This window comes from Aeromonas sp. R10-1 (genome assembly GCF_040908465.1).
GTDB classification, from domain to species: domain Bacteria; phylum Pseudomonadota; class Gammaproteobacteria; order Enterobacterales; family Aeromonadaceae; genus Aeromonas; species Aeromonas caviae.
The window spans coordinates 1-16,589 of record NZ_JBFODT010000038.1 but is presented as its reverse complement, the minus strand read 5'-3'; the positions used below and the strand labels follow the sequence as shown (position 1 = coordinate 16,589).

General features: G+C 52.5%; 12 protein-coding genes. 9 read left to right on the top strand and 3 right to left on the bottom strand.

The window, feature by feature from the left end:
• Positions 1 to 184 precede the first annotated feature (184 nt).
• Positions 185 to 1,378, top strand: coding sequence for a site-specific integrase (locus AB5Y93_RS19055; protein ID WP_257726148.1), 1,194 nt, complete (start codon positions 185 to 187; stop codon positions 1,376 to 1,378).
• Between the two features lie 38 nt (positions 1,379 to 1,416).
• Here AB5Y93_RS19055 and AB5Y93_RS19050 read toward each other — a convergent pair whose 3' ends face one another.
• The 3 genes from AB5Y93_RS19050 to AB5Y93_RS19040 all read right to left on the bottom strand — a co-directional run bounded on the left by AB5Y93_RS19050 (position 1,417) and on the right by AB5Y93_RS19040 (position 3,078).
• Complete coding sequence (locus AB5Y93_RS19050; protein ID WP_080768032.1) at positions 1,417 to 1,596, bottom strand: AlpA family transcriptional regulator; 180 nt, start codon at positions 1,594 to 1,596, stop codon at positions 1,417 to 1,419.
• A 337-nt stretch (positions 1,597 to 1,933) separates the two neighbouring features.
• Positions 1,934 to 2,266, bottom strand: coding sequence for a cyclic-phosphate processing receiver domain-containing protein (locus tag AB5Y93_RS19045; protein ID WP_279987501.1), 333 nt, complete (start codon positions 2,264 to 2,266; stop codon positions 1,934 to 1,936).
• A 29-nt stretch (positions 2,267 to 2,295) separates the two neighbouring features.
• On the bottom strand, positions 2,296 to 3,078 hold the full coding sequence (locus AB5Y93_RS19040) for a Sir2 family NAD-dependent protein deacetylase (protein ID WP_042016509.1): 783 nt from the start codon (positions 3,076 to 3,078) through the stop codon (positions 2,296 to 2,298).
• A 279-nt stretch (positions 3,079 to 3,357) separates the two neighbouring features.
• On the opposite strand from AB5Y93_RS19040, the gene AB5Y93_RS19035 reads away from it, so the two are divergent.
• From AB5Y93_RS19035 to AB5Y93_RS19000, 8 genes are all read left to right on the top strand, one after another.
• Positions 3,358 to 3,768 carry a hypothetical protein gene (locus AB5Y93_RS19035; protein ID WP_279987500.1) on the top strand — a complete coding sequence of 137 codons (411 nt, stop codon included), beginning with the start codon at positions 3,358 to 3,360 and terminating at the stop codon, positions 3,766 to 3,768.
• A 139-nt stretch (positions 3,769 to 3,907) separates the two neighbouring features.
• Positions 3,908 to 6,370 carry a class I SAM-dependent DNA methyltransferase gene (locus AB5Y93_RS19030; RefSeq protein WP_042016507.1) on the top strand — a complete coding sequence of 821 codons (2,463 nt, stop codon included), beginning with the start codon at positions 3,908 to 3,910 and terminating at the stop codon, positions 6,368 to 6,370.
• Positions 6,370 to 7,710 (top strand): restriction endonuclease subunit S, encoded by a 1,341-nt coding sequence (locus tag AB5Y93_RS19025; protein ID WP_279987499.1) that lies wholly within the window; start codon positions 6,370 to 6,372, stop codon positions 7,708 to 7,710. The genes AB5Y93_RS19030 and AB5Y93_RS19025 overlap by 1 nt, the downstream gene beginning before the upstream one ends.
• On the top strand, positions 7,707 to 9,155 hold the full coding sequence (locus AB5Y93_RS19020) for a DUF262 domain-containing protein (RefSeq protein ID WP_042016506.1): 1,449 nt from the start codon (positions 7,707 to 7,709) through the stop codon (positions 9,153 to 9,155). Before AB5Y93_RS19025 ends, AB5Y93_RS19020 begins: the two co-directional genes overlap by 4 nt.
• A gap of 1 nt (position 9,156) precedes the next feature.
• Positions 9,157 to 11,202: a DUF262 domain-containing protein gene (locus AB5Y93_RS19015; protein WP_368230116.1), complete on the top strand. Its 2,046-nt coding sequence runs from the start codon at positions 9,157 to 9,159 to the stop codon at positions 11,200 to 11,202.
• 116 nt (positions 11,203 to 11,318) lie between these two features.
• Entirely contained in the window at positions 11,319 to 14,423 is a 3,105-nt protein-coding gene (locus tag AB5Y93_RS19010; protein ID WP_368230115.1) for a type I restriction endonuclease subunit R, read from the top strand.
• A complete protein-coding gene (locus tag AB5Y93_RS19005; RefSeq protein ID WP_039038872.1) occupies positions 14,423 to 15,136 on the top strand; it encodes a M48 family metallopeptidase in 714 nt (237 codons plus the stop codon). The genes AB5Y93_RS19010 and AB5Y93_RS19005 overlap by 1 nt, the downstream gene beginning before the upstream one ends.
• Before the next feature lie 280 nt (positions 15,137 to 15,416).
• A protein-coding gene (locus tag AB5Y93_RS19000; protein WP_368229181.1) for an IS3 family transposase occupies positions 15,417 to 16,579 on the top strand; the annotation gives its coding sequence in 2 pieces (ribosomal slippage) (positions 15,417 to 15,672 and positions 15,672 to 16,579; 1,164 coding nt in all).
• The last annotated feature ends 10 nt before the right edge of the window (positions 16,580 to 16,589 follow it).

The following is a 16,589-nucleotide window of genomic DNA, read 5'->3' as shown; positions in this document are numbered from 1 at the left end:
TGGTTCTGAATTGTGTTTATATGCTTGAAAAACAAGTCGTTATACGGAGTGTTATCTCAGATTGTCTCACTTTGTCTGATCTTGATTCAGTCCGTTTCAGACCAGTTTGGTACGTATCTGTGTACACGTCAGGGCGCGTTAATGTGTCAGTGAAAAATCAGATGGCCAATCACAGGAGAGTCATATGCCACTTACTGATGCGAAGCTACGTGCCCTGTATGGTAAGCCCTACTTTGGTAAGACGGAATTGTCAGATCGTGATGGATTGTCAGCTCGGGTCACCGAGCGTGGCACCATCTCATGGCAATATCGCTATCGCTGGCAAGGAAAAGCGGCGAGACTCAAAATTGGACGCTATCCCGACCTTAAACTCGCTGATGCCAGGGCATTGATCCCTGCTATCCGTGGTGCGCTGGAGCGTAATGAACACCCTAGAGTTTTCTGGGATAAGCTCCACCAGAAGCATGATGTCACACTGAAACAGTGCTGCGAGCATTTTCGTGAGCATCATCTTCCCAAGCTGCGGCCTCGTACGGTCATGCTCTATGAGCATACCATGCAGCGCTATTTCGAACCTCTGTTTATTGGTATTCCGGTTGAGCAGATCCCGTTTTCCAGCTGGCTGGAGTGGTTTGATAAAATTGGCAAGAAAAAGCCCAAAAATGCCGGTCATTTATTACGCAGATTAAAGTCCATTCTTAGTTTTTGTATTCGGAGAAATCTCATTGGCGGCTCCCCGGTGTTGCAATTACGCACCGAAGATGTTGGATCTCAACCTGAAAGAGGTACTCGTGTGCTGACCATGCGTGAACTCGCTCAGATTTGGATTGCATTTGAACAGAGCAGGGCCAGCCGCGGATTAAAATTGGCCGCCAAACTGGTGATCCTGCTGGGCTGTCGCAGTGGCGAGGCATTGGGGGCGCAGTGGAGTGAGTTTAATCTGGAGGAGCAAATTTGGACGGTTCCCGCTGCTCGTGCCAAAAGCGGCTCACCAATACGTCGGCCTATTCCTACCAGGGTGATGATGTTGCTGCAAGAAGCGGCGGCGAAATCTCGGCTAAAGGGGGGGCCAGTATGTCGCTCGCCGGTGAATCCAAAGATGTCATTAAGTAGTGCATCTCTTATCCAGCTAGCAGAGCGGGTGCGAGATAAACTGGAGCTGCCGTATTGGCGTATGCATGACATGCGTCGGACACTCAGTACTCGTTTATCGGAAGAACGAGTTCTACCACAAGTCACAGAAAAAATGCTTGGCCACAGGATGGCGGGTGTCATGGCTATTTACAATCTACATGATTGGATAGATGAACAGCGTGAGGCATATGAGTTATGGGATAAAAAATTAATGGAGGCTGTGACATCCTTTCAGGAAATGTAAATATAATGGAGTCATTAAATAGCGGTGTAATTCATCATCTAAGATGAGCGATTTTCCCTTGATATCCAACTGCTGACCTCTGCGGTAGAATAAAAGCCTTTATTGTGTGGCGGTGGGAACTTGTGTTCTTTAATCCACCTGTACAGTGTTGATCTGGAAATGCCAAGCTGTTTTAAAAGCGCTTTGGTTTTTATTAGTTTAGGTTCGTTGTTGTTCATATGGCCTCCTGTTTTTTAGGAGGTTAAAACACCATTGGCGTATGTGTCAATTTGCTCCGTTTTTAGATGGCTTGCTTTTATGATATAGAAAAACAAGTCGCCATGCTCATACTATAAAAATGAACTTTAAAACTGTTTTTGTATATTATAAAAGCAATGAAAATGGTCGTGTATCAATATGGCTCATGGTCATGATATGTAAATTTCAATGGCGGAGGTGCTCGTTCTGTCTCCTTGGTTGCCTTTAGGGTAGGGTTTTGCTTCAGAGTTGAATCCACCGCAGCTTAACATGCACCCCTACTGCTTTATTCAATTGGCCCTCCCTCATGTCACTGAGTCAGCGAACACAATTTGTATCATCTGGGGCGATCCGTGATGGCTTAGCCAGAAAATCATTAATAGCCATAATACCCAATTCCATTTTTCTTCGTGCGGAGACATTCGCTGAGTGAACACGAATAAGGGGCGGTATGAAGGGATTGGTCATTACCTCTTTTTCTATCCAAAGAATAACGTCGTAGCCTGTCCCTCTATTATCATCACCTAGGTCATGGTCGAGTCTAATTTCTGTCACTGCTCCTGTTTTTAGCCATGCAATCGTTTCGTCTGGCCAGAATACGCGAACGCACCCTGCCGGTGTTTCTCTCTCATCGTCCCGATACAATTTCATGTTGCTTCCTCTTGGTCACTACAGGCTCATCAGTCATGACATATTTTCTGCAATAGGCGAACAACACCGCGATTAGCCCCATCAACAATCTGCTCACCGGGAAACGGCAGCCGGGATGACAACCCGGGGTCGGGATCGATGTAATAGACAGATGCGCCTGGGTTGATGTTTTGCAGCAAAGAGAATGCAGGTTCAACCAGCAAACTGGTGCCGATAATTATCACAATATCGGCCTCGCAGAGCCAGCGACGAGCGTGTTGATACTCATAAACCGTCTCACCAAACAGCACGATATCAGGGCGCAACTGTGAGCGGGTACATGGGCAGCACTCGCCCATCTTTACATCCTTGGACCACAGCTGCCGGTATTTTGGACTACGAAAGCCCTTGGGTACCAAAAACCGGATTGAACCATGCAGATGAATAACACCATGGCTACCGGCCCTCTCATGTAAGTCATCAATATTCTGGGTGATGATCCCGACACGATATTTCGGCTGTAGCTGGGCGATCAGATAGTGGGCTTGCGAGGGGGAGGCTTCCAACATGGTTTGACGCCGCTGGTTGTGAAAGGCCAGGAAACCAGCCAGATCCGTGTCCAGGCTGCTCGCATGGGAATAGCGCCAGTTTTCATCGTGATGCCAAATACCCTCCTTGCCTCTGAACGTGGGCACTCCGCTCTCGGCTGACAAGCCGGCCCCGGTGAAGAAGATGATATTGGGGCGATAGCCTTGGCCGGTAGTAAGGGCTTGTGCTCGTATCTTTCGATGACGGCGCTGATGTCTTCGTGCTCGGGAAGAAATTGGTTGCATAAGAATACCTTTGGTCAGCATCGGCTGAAATTGACAAATTAGTTGGTGTCATCCCACTCGGGTAAGGGCAATTTAGAAGCCTTGCGACAATGCCTGTTTGGGCAACAAAGGGGAGCTGTGATGGGATGTGGGCAGTTTGCTACTGTATCCGCCTGAAAACACGACATGTGCAAAACCCCAGTATCGAACCGGCACAGTCCGCTCGGTATAGTCAGTCGAGCTCACATCCAGAGGAGACATGCGATGAGCGTCAGTTTCATCTCCTGGTAAATTGCCCGGTTGCCCTGGCTAGCCGTTTTCTTGCTCGGTGCGTTCCCCCAACTTGGAATCGCGGGCGATTGCACCTACCGCAAGGACAGCCTCGGCCACACCCGCTATCAATGCCAGGATGGCCGCCATGGTTCGCTGCGCACCGACAGCCTTGGCACCGTCAGGGATTCAGGTTCTGGCACCAGCTGGCGTAAAGACTCGTTGGGCAATGTCAGAAGCAGTGACGGCACCACCTATCGGCAAGATAGCCTGGGCAATGTGCGCGCCAGCAACAGCAAGAGCGGCCTGAAGGTCACCTGGCGAAAAGACAGCCTCGGCAACCTGCGCGCCTCCGATGGCACCCTGTGCCGCAGCGACTCATTAGGCACGCTGCGTTGCGATGGTGGCAGCACGCCGCCCGCCGTTTTTAAATCCGAGTGAGGGTTTTATAGGCAACTGCACCATCAGACGAAGGTTCTGAGGCGCAAGCCATAGTCTGCCCAATCTCAACTGGATACACTAACCCGCATTAACACGCTGTTTTAGCGCCACCTTTACCGTTTCAAAGACCGGATTCACCATGGCAATCAAAAAGAACGAACTCTACTCCTCCCTCTGGGCTGGCTGCGATGAGCTGCGCGGCGGGATGGATGCCTCCCAGTACAAGGACTATGTGCTGACCCTGCTGTTTGTGAAATACGTCTCCGACAAGGCCAAGGGCAACCCGTACGCCATGATCGAGGTACCAGCCGGGGCGAGTTTTGACGACATGGTGGCGCTCAAGGGCAGCAAGGAGATAGGCGAGGGGATCAACACCATCATCAGTGCGCTGGCGACTGCCAACGATCTGCAAGGGGTGATCACCATTGCCGACTTCAACGACGAGGACAAACTCGGCAAGGGCAAGGAGATGATCGACCGCCTCTCCAAGCTGGTGGCCATCTTCGAGGGGTTGGATCTGTCGGCAAACCGCACCGAAGGTGATGACCTGCTGGGTGATGCTTACGAATACCTGATGCGGCACTTCGCCACCGAGTCGGGCAAGTCCAAGGGGCAGTTCTACACCCCAGCCGAGGTGTCGCGCATTCTGGCCAAGGTGATTGGCATCAGCCGTCAGACCCCGCAAGATGCCACCGTCTACGACCCCACCTGTGGTTCTGGCTCCTTACTGCTCAAGGCGAGCGACGAGGCCGGCCCCAAGGGGCTGACTATTTACGGGCAGGAGATGGACAACGCCACCAGTGCGCTGGCGCGGATGAACATGATCCTGCACGACAATCCCACTGCCGCAATCTGGAAGGGCAACACCCTGGCCGCGCCCCAATGGAAAGAGGGCAACAACCAGCTCAAAACCTTTGACTTCGCCGTGGCCAACCCGCCCTTTTCCAACAAGAACTGGACCAGTGGCCTCGATGCTGAGCACGACGAGTTCGGCCGCTTTGTCTGGGGCGTGCCGCCAGAGAAAAACGGCGATTACGCCTTCTTGCTGCACATCATCAAGAGCCTGAAGAGCACCGGCAAGGGTGCGGTGATCCTGCCCCACGGCGTGCTGTTTCGCGGCAATGCCGAGGCGCGAATCCGCGAGAACCTGCTGAAACAAGGTTATATCAAGGGGATCATTGGTCTGCCTGCCAACCTCTTCTACGGCACCGGTATTCCTGCCTGCATCATCGTTATCGACAAAGAGAGCGCCCACACCCGCGCCTTCAATGCTCTGGCAGGCAATGAGCAAGAGCTGTTTATGATCGATGCCAGCAAAGGCTTTATCAAAGATGGCAACAAGAACCGGCTGCGCGAGCAGGACATCCACAAGATTGTCGACACCTTCACCCGTGGCCTGACCCTGGAGGGTTACAGCCGCTGGGTACCGCTTGGCGAGATCGCCCGCAACGACTACAACCTCAATATCCCGCGCTATATCGATGGCAGCGAAGGGGAAGATCTGCACGATCTGGCTGGTCACCTGAAAGGGGGGATCCCAGAGCGCGATATCGCGGCGCTTGGCTCCTACTGGCGGGTATTCCCGACTCTCAAGGCTACCCTGTTTGCCCCGCTGCGGCCCGGTTACAGTGAGGCGCGGGTAGCCGCCGCCAAGGTCAAGGGCACCATACTGGCCTGTGAGGAGTTTGCCCGCTTCAAACAAGCGGCGCTGGCGCCGTTCGCCCAGTGGTTTAGCGAGTGCCAGTTCGGTGAGTTTGCCAAGGGCGACTCGCCCAAGGCGCTGATCGACGAGGTGAGTGAAGCGCTGCTGGAGCACTACCGCACCGCTGCCGAGGCGACCGGTGAGCTGCTCGACCCCTACGCCATCTATCAGCTGCTGATGGACTACTGGCAGAACCAACTGCAAGACGATCTCTATGTGCTTTCACAGGATGGCTGGCCTGCGGGCCGTGTCCTGCGCGAGCTGATTGCCGACAAGGGCGAAAAGATCAAAGAGAGCCCGGATCTGGTGATTGGCAAGGCCAAGTACAAGGCGGAACTGATCCCGCCCGCCTTGCTGGTGGCCCGCTTCTTTGCCCATGAGCAAAAAGAGCTCGATACCCTGCAAGCCGCGCTGGATGAAGCGAGCCAGGCACTGGAGAGCTTTATCGAGGAGCAGAGCGGGGAAGAGGGCGGTCTGGTCGATGCCATGAACGACAAGGAGAAGGTGACCGCCGCCAGCGTCAAGGCGCGTATCAAGGCCGCCACCGACAAAGAAGAACTGGCTGTGCTCAAGCTGGCGCAGCAATTGTTCGACGCCGAGACCCGCGCCAAGAAGGCCCACAAGGAGGCCTGCGACGACCTCGATAAAGCGGTATTTGCCCACTACCCCAAACTGCAAGATGGCGAGATTAAAACTCTGCTGGTGGGAGCGAAATGGCAGGCGAGCCTGCGCGGCGCGCTGGAAGCCGAGATTGAGCGGGTTACTCAGCAGTTGGCTAACCGGGTCAAGGAGCTGGAGGAGCGTTATAGCAGTTCCCTGCCACAACTCACCAAAAACGTGAGCGAGCTGGAAGCTAAGGTCGCTGCCCATCTTAAGAGCATGGGGCTGGAGTGGGCATAATGGCGGAACAGATGAAGCAGAATAAAGCGGGTGAAATGGCCGCCAAGCAAATTATTCCGGCGGGGTATAAGCTGACTGAGATTGGGGTGATTCCAAGTGACTGGAAAGTGATAAATGGCCGAGAGCTATTTGTAAAAATCCAGGACGGAACTCATTTTTCACCCAAGGTAAATGGGGGCGAGTTCCTTTATATAACATCTAAAAACATAAGAAATGGTTTTTTGGATCTGAAATCTGCTGACTATATTGATAAGTGTCAGCATGAAAAAATATACAGGCGGTGTGATGTAACAATAAATGACATACTCATAACCAAGGATGGAGCCAATACAGGCAATGTATGTTTAAATCCTCTCGACGAGCCATTTAGCTTGTTATCAAGTGTGGCTTTTTTACGGCTAAATAAAAAACATCATGAGCCTAAGTTCTTTGTCCAACAAATATTGTCAGCCACATTCCAATCCACTATAAAAGATGAGATGTCAGGGAACGCTATCACAAGGCTGACGTTGGGGAAAATAAATGGGTTGAAGTTTTACGTTCCTGAACTTAATGAGCAAAAAGCTATTGCCGGAGTGTTATCTGATACTGATGAACTGATTGCAGGCTTAGAGCAGTTGATCGTCAAGAAACAAGCCATCAAGACCGCCACCATGCAGCAACTGCTGACCGGTCGTACCCGCCTGCCGCAGTTCGCCCTGCGCCCTGATGGTACCACAAAAGGTTATAAAACCAGCGAGCTGGGACAAATTCCTGAAGATTGGGATGCAACAACATTAGGTGATATCTCTGAAGTTTGTATGTGTAAACGTATATTTTCTGGTCAGACAGTGGAAGTTGGTGAGATACCTTTCTATAAAATAGGGACCTTTGGTGGAGAGCCTGATGCATATATCTCTGTTTCTTTATATAAGAAGTTTAGAGATAAATACTCATTTCCTGAAAAGGGAGACATATTGATATCTGCAGCAGGTACTTTGGGTAAAACTGTTATTTATGATGGATATCCTGCATACTTTCAAGACTCAAACATTGTCTGGTTGAAAATCGATAAAAGCAAGATTTGTAATGAGTATTTATATCACGCTTATAAATTGATTCGGTGGGCCTCACCAGAGGGCAGTACCATATCAAGGCTATATAACGGAATTATCCGTGCAACGATGATAGTAATCCCCACATTACTCGAACAAACCACCATCGCCACCATTCTTTCCAATATGGATAGCGAACTAACTGTGCTGGAGCAAAAGCTGGCCAAGGCCCGTTCCTTGAAACAGGGAATGATGCAGCAGTTGCTGACCGGCCGTATCCGCCTGCCGCTGGAGGTGGTTGCATGACACGCGGACAGCCTGTTGATGTTACTGTTCAGGGATTTAATGAGCTGTGCAGTAAGGGCGCCGCATTACAACTCGATCACTATCAGCGACCCTATGTGTGGGACTCAATCAAGGTAAATCAACTGATGAGTGATTTACACGAGTTCAGACGCTCTAGCAAGGAGCAGGCCTACTATCTCGGCACCGTGTTGCTGCATCGTAATGATGAGAAGCAGGTCAGATTTGTGATCGATGGCCAGCAGCGGCTCAGTACGCTGGCGGTGCTGTATTACACCTTGTGTGGTTCGCTACCTGAGGGGTTAGCGTTTCATTATCGATCCCCCATTTCGGCGCGCAACTTGCACGAGGCGCGCCAACTGATGCTTGAGCGAAGCAATATTGAGCTGGACCCCTCTATCTTTGAGCAGTTACGTTTTACCGTGATCACGGTAGAGCGTGAAGATCTTGCGTTTACCTTTTTCGATACCCAGAACCATCGTGGTGTACCACTGAATGCCACCGACTTGCTCAAGGCTTATCATTTGCGAGCAGTTACTGGTCCGCATGCCGAATCGCTACAACAGCTCTGTGCCCAGCGTTGGGAGGCGGTGCAAGTGGCGGGCCCTTATCGACAAGCTGGCAAGCGGCAGGATTATGCCCCCGAACTGTTTGAGCAATTTTTGTGGCGTGCCCGTAACTGGCGGGGCAACAAGTATATTGAGCGCGAAGATCATGATCGTTTGCTGGAGACTTTTCAGCAGCAAAGTATCGGGGGGGTTGAGAGCGACGAGGTGCCGCTCTATCCGGGGTACCACAATCAGTTTGCCAGCGCTCTCAAATTGCAGGGCAGCAACGATTATCGATTGGCTCTGACCCCTGTTCAGGTGGGGGGAAGTGCAGCCAGTTTGCCGTTCACCTTGCGTCAGCCCATTCACAAGGGCGTGGGTTTCTTCCTCTATGCACAAAAATATGCGGCGTTGCTCGATGCGTTGTTGTATCAGGAGAGCGCCAACCTGGAGTTGACGGCATTTCGTGAGTTTTACCGCCGGGTTGTATGTGTCAATGCCTATTACTTGCAAGAGCTCTTCAAGCTGGCCTTGTTGATGTATGTCGATCGCTTTGGCTATCAACGGTTATTGGCATTTGCCGTGGGGCTGGAACTGGTTCTGGGCGGGCTGCGGCTGGAAAAGCAATACATCTTCAAGGAGTCGCCGCTCAAGTACCTGCGAGATGCCCCCTATAACCTGCTCGATGAGATATGCGGTGCCTATCGCCCGGAAGAGGTGATGGCATTTTTAAGCTCTGAAATTGAACGTTCAGAGGGATACAAAAAGGTCAGCAACATTACCCTCCAGAAGGGTGTACAGGGCTGTTATCTGGCCGCATTGCTGGGCTATTTCCAGCTTGACGCTGCCCCTGAGGGTAAAAATTGGGTGCTTGCCTGTTGGCTGAAGATGGAAAAATAAGATGCAACATGAATCAAAATTGACCACGTTGGCCGACATCATTGCAGATAAGCGCCTCTTCAATATCCCTATCTATCAACGCCTTTACGTGTGGGGCAGTGATCAGATCAAAGTTCTGCTCGATGATCTGGTTGCGGCCTGCGAGGCAGACAAGGACGTGTTTTACCTAGGGGGGACACTGGTCATTGAACAGGGGAGGACTGCATGTGGGCATCCTTTGCTGGATCTTATCGATGGCCAGCAACGTTTTACGACCTTGTGGCTGCTGAGTGTGGTGATGGAGCGTCTGCTCCCACCCTCAAGGGACGAGCAAACCGCTCATAACCCTCTGACTGATTTTCGCTGTGCCTGGTTTGGAGATAATCGTGAACCACGTATCCGGTTTGCTATTCGTCCCGGTGTTAGCCGCTTTTTCACGGCGTTGCTTGATGGCCGCGCTGTGCCTGATGAGCCGCAAGCGTCGGCGTTGAGCTATGCGATGCAGGTGATGGAGGGGTATTTCTCAGACAGGACGGATGAACGCAGCCGTGTTGATCTTGTCAAACTGGGCCGTTTTATTCGTGAGCGGGTACAACTGGTTCTGACCCGGGTTCCCGCTAACACGGATCTCAACAAGTTGTTTGAGGTTATCAATAATCGCGGTGTGCAATTGCAGCATCATGAAATTCTGAAGGCTCGCTTGCTGGCATTGTTGCCAGAGAGAAGTGAACGGGAAGTTTATGGTCAGATGTGGGATGCATGCTCGTTTATGGGCGCCTATGTCGAGAAGAATCTGCGTACCGTCAAGGGGCTAAAACTTATACCTCTTTATGATGCGGATGAAGCAAAACGCGATCAGGAGCGGCTCGCAGATCCCTTGGCTGTACGTGATGCCTTGCTCGCGCTTGATAATCAGCAGGACATCAAGCCTCATTCACTGGAAGAGATCCTCAATGGTGCGGCACTCCTGACGGAGCCATCCAGTGGTGAGACAAGAAATGAGGAGGAGTATGAGGCGGATGATGTGCGCAGCGTTATTGGCTTCCCCATGTTGTTGCAGCATGTGTTACGCCTCTTTCTGTTACGGTCGCAGCGTGACGACATCAACAAGATCCTGGACAAAGAGTTGTTACAGATTTTCCAGAGCCACTGGCTGGAAGGGCTGTCCCAGTGTGACAAGCAGAAGCAGGCCAATGAGGTGCGTTATTTTATCGAGCTGTTGTGGCGCTGCCGCTATCTGTTCGATAAACACGTCATCAAGTGGATCAGCGATGAAAATAATGAAGAAAATCATGGTATTCGCCGGCTCAGGGTTAATGAAAGCCGAGGCTACCGGAGCCTGATCCGAGATAGCCGTGATGCCGAAAGCAACTTTGCCATGCTGCAAAGCATGCTCTATCACTCGCAGCAATTGACCACTCATTACTGGTTAACCCCGCTGCTGAATTATCTGTTGGATCCTGGCGGTGAAAACGCTCATTGCTATCTCCAGTATCTGGATAACCACCTGTTGTGCAGTGAAAGTGAACAGCCTCTTATCGTGCGAACCCGTGAGTTTGTACTCAATCCATGGAGTCGGGCTTATCCGCTTCGTGATATGCAGGCGGTGCTGACCGCCAATGAGGGGACTGACTTTTCTCATTACTGGTTCTACAAGCTGGAATACATTTTGTGGGATCGCTACCGCACCCAGAAAGGAAGTGCGTGGCAGGCGTTTCGGATGACTGCCAGAAACTCGGTGGAACATGTCTCGCCACAGCAGCCTGAGTCCTTTGACACCAATCAAGTAGCCCCTGAATTACGCGACTGTTTTGGCAATTTGGGTCTGGTGTCACGCAGCATCAACTCGGAATACGGCAACAAGCCCTATGCCGAAAAACGAGCGCGCTTTCGTGAGCGAAATGCCGCAAGGGTTGATTCTCTAAAGTTGGCGCTGATTTATGAACATGAACAGTGGAATGGTGAGCGGGCGCAGGCCCATCAGCAAAAAATGATTGAAGAGTATCAGAAGTATTTTGCGGCTGTTGAACGTTATCTAGGCACCATAGGGACCTCTGCTGAAGAGTGATGTTTATCACTATCAGTCGTTTTGCTCCGGGTGTTTATCAACGACGGTGTTGAGTAACCCTGGAAACCTGATGAGCCCGGTTGGGCTGCTTGGTTTGATTAGAAGGAATGACAACAGTGACAACTGTCGGCCAACGTGAACGAGCTACCCAGCAGCGAGTCGTCCGTTTTTTTAGCGAGACACTGGGCTATCGCTATCTGGGTAACTGGCATACCCGCCCCAACAATCGCAATGTCGAGCCCGCCTTGCTGACCAGTTGGTTGGCTGGGCGTGGGGTGGATGGCGCGCTTATTCCCCGAGTCCTGCGCCAGCTGGAGCGGGCGGCCAGCCTGGGGGAGGGGCGTCAGCTCTATGATGCCAATAAAGAGGTCTACCGACTGCTGCGCTATGGCGTTAAGGAGAAGAGCGGGGCGGGTGAGCAGCATCAGACCGTCTGGCTGGTAGATTGGGCCAATCCTGAGGCTAACGACTTTGCCATCGCCGAGGAGGTGACGGTCGCGGGGGAGAATACCAAGCGGCCGGATCTGGTGCTCTACGTTAACGGTATTGCGCTAGGGGTGATCGAGCTCAAGCGCTCCACCGTCTCTATCGGTGAAGGGATCCGGCAAAACCTCGACAACCAGCAACAGGATTTCATTCGCAATTTTTTCACCACTCAACAGTTGCTCATGGCAGGCAACGACAGCCAGGGTCTGCGGTACGGTACCATCGAAACCCCTGAGAAATATTATCTGGAGTGGAAAGAGGCCGGCTCTTTGCTGGATGGAAATCCGTTGGATCGCCACCTGGCCCAGCTCTGCGAGAAGGGGCGCTTTCTTGAGTTAATTCACAACTTTATTGTCTTCGATAGTGGGGTTAAGAAAACCTGTCGCCATAACCAGTATTTCGGGATCTCGGCAGCTAAGCGGTTTATTGAACGTCATGAGGGCGGGATCATCTGGCATACCCAGGGCAGCGGTAAAAGCCTGACCATGGTGTGGCTGGCCAAGTGGATCCGAGAGAATGTCGCTGATAGTCGGGTCTTGATCATCACTGACCGTACCGAGCTCGATGAGCAGATAGAGAAAGTATTTGCCGGGGTTGAAGAGGAGATCCTGCGCACCAAGAGTGGGGCCGATCTGGTACGCTGTCTTAACGAGGCACACCCTTGGCTGCTTTGCTCTTTGGTACACAAATTTGGCCGACACACGGAAGAAGAAGATGAGACGGCTGAGCGAGATGACGATGAATTTATCGCCGAGCTCAAAGCCAGCCTGCCGGCTGATTTTGCGGCCAAGGGCAAACTCTTTGTGTTTGTGGATGAGTGCCACCGTACCCAGTCGGGCAAGTTGCATGGGGCCATGAAGAGCATATTGCCCGAGGCACTTTTTATTGGCTTCACCGGCACACCCCTGATGAAGAAGGATAAGAAGAAGTCGGTAGAGGTGTTTGGACCCTTCATTCACACCTACAAGTTTGACGAGGCGGTGAGCGATGGGGTGGTGCTGGACTTGCGTTATGAGGCCCGCGACATTGACCAACGGGTCAAGTCCCAGGCCAAGGTGGATGAATGGTTCGAGGTGAAGACCAAGGCGCTCTCCCGACTTGGTCGCCAGCAGTTAAAAGAGAAGTGGGCCTCGATGCAGAAGCTGCTCTCGAGCCGCTCACGACTCGAGCAGATCGTGGCCGATATCCTGCTCGATTTTGACCGTAAACAGCGCCTGGCGGATGGCCGTGGCAATGCCATGCTGGTGTGCTCCAGTGTCTATCAGGCTTGCAAAAGCTATGAGCTGTTCAGTCAGGCAGGATTTGCTGACAAGTGTGCCATCATCACCAGCTATCAGCTTAATGCCAGTAACATCAAAGGACAGACGACCGGTGCTGGGTTGACCGAAAAGCTGGCGAAATACCATATCTATCGCAAGATGCTGGCGAACTTTTTCGGCCAGAGCGAGGATGAGGCTGGCAAGCGGGTGGAGGAGTTTGAGAAAACGGTCAAACAGCGCTTTATCAAGGAGCCTGGTCGGATGCGGCTGCTGATTGTCGTGGACAAGCTGTTGACCGGTTTCGATGCGCCGTCGGCGACCTACCTTTACATCGATAAAAAGATGGCCGATCACAACCTTTTTCAAGCTATCTGTCGGGTCAACCGGCTCGATGGTGCCGATAAGGAGTATGGCTACATCGTCGATTACAAGGATCTGTTTCGCTCTCTTGAGAAGACCGTCAAGGATTATACGGCCGAGGCGTTTGAAGGCTATGACAAGGAGGATGTCGCTGGGTTACTCAAAGATCGCTTGGCGCAAGGACGGCAGGATCTTGACGACGCTCTGGAGGTAGTGCGAACGCTCTGCGAACCGGTCAAGGCTCCCCGCGAGGAGTTGGATTATCAGCACTACTTCTGCTGTGCTCCGGGGGCAAACGAAGATGAGCTGCTCGACAAGGAGGCGCTGCGTCTAACCCTTTATCAATATGTCGCCAAGCTTATCCGTGCGTTCACCGCGTTGGCGGGGGAGATGGAAGAGGCCGGTTATAGCGCGAGCCAGGCTGCTGTAATCCGTCGTGAGGTGGAGCACTACAGCAAGGTGCGCTACATGATCAAAGTAGCCAGTAGTGATCACGTCGATATGAAGCAATTCGAGCCGGCGATGCGCCAGATGCTGGATCTCTATATTGATGCTGACCCCAGTGAAACCCTTATGGACTTTGAAGAGCTGGGATTGCTGGAGCTGATCATCGAGCGGGGAGCTGAAGGGCTTGAGGGGGCGCCTGAGGGACTGCGTAAAGACCCCGAGGCTATGGCTGAGGCGATTGAAAACAACGTGCGACGGACCATCGTCGACGAGAATCCGGTTAACCCCAAGTACTACGAAAAGATGTCGGTGCTGCTCGATGAGCTGATTGAGCTGCGTCGCTCTCAGGCTATCTCTTACCAGGAGTATCTGGAAAAGGTGCGCGAGCTGGCCATGAAGGTGAAACGTCCAGCCAGCGCGGGGGCACAGACCTACCCTGCGAGTGTAGATACCTCAGCCAAGCGCGCGCTATATGACAATTTGGGCTGCGATGAAGTGCTGGTGACCAAGATCGATACTGCCGTCAGATATACCAAAAAAGCGGACTGGCTCGGTGATCGCTTCAAAGAGCGGGAGGTTGCCTTTGCTATTGCCGAAGAGATCAAAGAGTACGATGTGACCGTCGCGGATGTGATGACCCTGGTAAAAGCCCAGCCGGAGTACCATTGATGGCGTTGGTTACCTTCGGTGAGCTGACGTTCGAGTTGCAGCGCAAGGGCATCAAAAACTTGCACATCAATGTATTACCCCCTGATGGACGGGTGCGTGTATCCGCGCCTGCTTCTTTGTCAGATACCGCCATTCGAGTTGCAGTGGTGCGAAGACTGGCCTGGATTCGACAGCAGCAGGCGGCGTTTGTTGCCCAGCCGCGCCAGAGCGAGCGCAAGATGTGTAGCGGAGAGACCCATTATCTTTGGGGACGAGGTTACCGGCTGGATGTGATTCAGACCGATGGTGACCATAGCGTCAAGTTACAGGGCGGCTGGATCCGTATGCGGGTGCCTGCACACTATGACGCAGACCGCCGCGAGGTGTTGCTCCTTGAGTGGTACCGCCAGTTGCTACGCCAGCGCTTGCCAGATCTTATCGCCAAGTGGCAGGAGACGTTAAAGGTGTCACCTTCCTTTGTGGGTATCAAACGCATGAAAACCATGTGGGGTAGCTGCAAAACAGATACTGCTCGCATCTGGATCAACCTCGAGTTGGTCAAGAAGCCCCCTGAATGCCTGGAATTTATTGTGGTTCACGAGATGGTGCATCTATTAGAGCGCAAGCATAACCAGCGATTTATCTCCCTGATGGATCTGCACCTGCCAAATTGGCGAGAGCACCGCGAGAAGCTCAACAAGATGCCGCTGGCGTTTAATCGGTGGGGGTATTAAATGTTTCTTTATGATCCATCGCAGTTTATCGAATGGCTTGGTTTTCCTTCACAAGGGGAATTTTTTCGAGGCGTGTTTACTTCCCCTAGCATAAATAAAGACAAGCTGTATCCTCCATGTGCCAAAACACTAAACAAGTATTTTTTATCATCAGGGGATGAGTGCCACAGTACTCAGTCAGAAAAATTCATCAAAAGATTGAAGGATATCTCTGTAGTGGTCTAATCATCCCGGACACCGTTTTAGGTGGTACAGTCGCCACCATTATTTGAGGTGTTCAATGACAAGATTACGTCGCTCATTTACTGCCGAGTTCAAGCTGGAAGCCGCATCCCTGGTGCTCGACCAAGGCTATTCAGTCCCCGAAGCCAGCCGTTCACTGGATGTCGGCGAAACCGTGCTGCGTCGATGGGTTCAGCAACTTCAATCAGAACGAAGTGGCGCTACACCTGCTAACCGGGCGCTGACCCCTGAGCAGCAAAAAATTCAGGAGTTGGAAGCCCGCATCAACCGGCTTGAACGCGAAAAGGCCATTCTAAAAAAGGCTACTGCTCTCTTGATGGCGGACGAACTCGAACGTACGCGCTGATAGACCGATTAAGGGAGCAAGCCCCCACCACCCTGGTCTGTTGCGCTTTCGGTATACCAACCGCCTGTTTTTACGACTATCTGGCTCGCAGGCGCACAATTAACCGTGAACGGGGGCAGCAGAGAAGTGAGTTACGGTGTCTGTTCAAAGAGAGCAGAGGCTCAGCTGGCAGCCGGGCCTTGATGTCAATGATGCGGGCACTGGGGCATCAGATTGGCCGGTTCAAGGTGCGTCGTCTGATGAAGGAGGTCGGGCTGGTCTCCAAACAACCGGGAGCTCATCGTTATCAGGTCGTGCGGTCTGAACGACCGGATATTCCCAATCATCTGGCGCGTGAATTTGCTGCCCCGCAACCCAATCAGGTGTGGTGCGGCGACATCACTTACGTATGGGCAGGTGGCCGCTGGCATTACCTGGCCGCGGTGCTCGACCTCCACACCCGACGGGTCGTGGGCTGGGCGATGTCCGGCAGGCCTGATGCTGAGTTGGCCGTGAAAGCGCTCGACATGGCGTATCAGCAACGGGGCTGCCCGTCTGGCGTGCTGTTTCACTCCGACCAGGGCAGCCAATACGGCAGCCGGGTATTTCGGCAACGGCTGTGGCGCTATCGCATGACCCAGAGCATGAGTCGGCGTGGCAACTGCTGGGATAACGCGCCGATGGAGCGGCTGTTCAGGAGCCTCAAGACGGAATGGCTTCCGACCACGGGGTACATGAGCCTGCGGGAAGCCAAGCGGGATATCAGCTACTACCTGATGGATTACTACAACTGGCGGCGCCCGCATCAACACAATGATGGGATACCGCCAGCAGAGGCCGAAAATCGGCTTAACTGTGTGTCCGGATTTAGTTGACCACTACACT

What these genes read in the sequence shown, in the direction of transcription:
- AB5Y93_RS19055 (WP_257726148.1), top strand. Translation starts at nt 185, where the DNA reads ATGCCACTTACTGATGCGAAGCTACGTGCCCTGTATGGTAAGCCCTAC.
- AB5Y93_RS19050 (WP_080768032.1), bottom strand. Translation starts at nt 1,596, where the DNA reads ATGAACAACAACGAACCTAAACTAATAAAAACCAAAGCGCTTTTAAAA.
- AB5Y93_RS19045 (WP_279987501.1), bottom strand. Translation starts at nt 2,266, where the DNA reads ATGAAATTGTATCGGGACGATGAGAGAGAAACACCGGCAGGGTGCGTT.
- AB5Y93_RS19040 (WP_042016509.1), bottom strand. Translation starts at nt 3,078, where the DNA reads ATGCAACCAATTTCTTCCCGAGCACGAAGACATCAGCGCCGTCATCGA.
- AB5Y93_RS19030 (WP_042016507.1), top strand. Translation starts at nt 3,908, where the DNA reads ATGGCAATCAAAAAGAACGAACTCTACTCCTCCCTCTGGGCTGGCTGC.
- AB5Y93_RS19025 (WP_279987499.1), top strand. Translation starts at nt 6,370, where the DNA reads ATGGCGGAACAGATGAAGCAGAATAAAGCGGGTGAAATGGCCGCCAAG.
- AB5Y93_RS19020 (WP_042016506.1), top strand. Translation starts at nt 7,707, where the DNA reads ATGACACGCGGACAGCCTGTTGATGTTACTGTTCAGGGATTTAATGAG.
- AB5Y93_RS19015 (WP_368230116.1), top strand. Translation starts at nt 9,157, where the DNA reads ATGCAACATGAATCAAAATTGACCACGTTGGCCGACATCATTGCAGAT.
- AB5Y93_RS19005 (WP_039038872.1), top strand. Translation starts at nt 14,423, where the DNA reads ATGGCGTTGGTTACCTTCGGTGAGCTGACGTTCGAGTTGCAGCGCAAG.